Source organism: Escherichia sp. MOD1-EC6819 (assembly GCF_002965765.1).
GTDB lineage: Bacteria > Pseudomonadota > Gammaproteobacteria > Enterobacterales > Enterobacteriaceae > Escherichia > Escherichia ruysiae.
In genome coordinates this window covers 1-354 of record NZ_PTRG01000047.1, presented here as the reverse complement: position 1 = coordinate 354, position 354 = coordinate 1, and the positions used below count along the sequence as shown (strand labels likewise).

The following is a 354-nucleotide window of genomic DNA, read 5'->3' as shown; positions in this document are numbered from 1 at the left end:
ACATAACGTTGTTTTTTGCACTAAATAATTCGCACTATATATTCAATAATTGAGTAATTCCTTATTACTCAAAACTGTTTTTCACAGCTTATATATAATCAAATACTCCTTACATAAATAAGGAGAACAAAATGGTACTTAAAAAATGATGGTGCATATTTCTATTACCCCTGATTACAGACAAGCCTGGAAAGTGAAGCATAATTTGTCAGATATTCTACTGTTGACTATTTGTGCCGTCATTTTCGGGGCTGAAGGATAGGAAGATATAGAGGATTTTGGAGAAACACATCTCGATTTTTTGAAGCAATATGGTCATTTTAAAAATGGCATCCCCGTTCACGATTCCATTGC

At 33.1% G+C, this 354-nt stretch carries 1 pseudogene; it reads left to right on the top strand.

Annotation, left to right across the window (positions count from 1 at the left end):
• Window positions 1-145: 145 nt before the first annotated feature.
• Window positions 146-354: pseudogene (locus A7Z06_RS21575) on the top strand (transposase family protein); the annotation flags it as partial.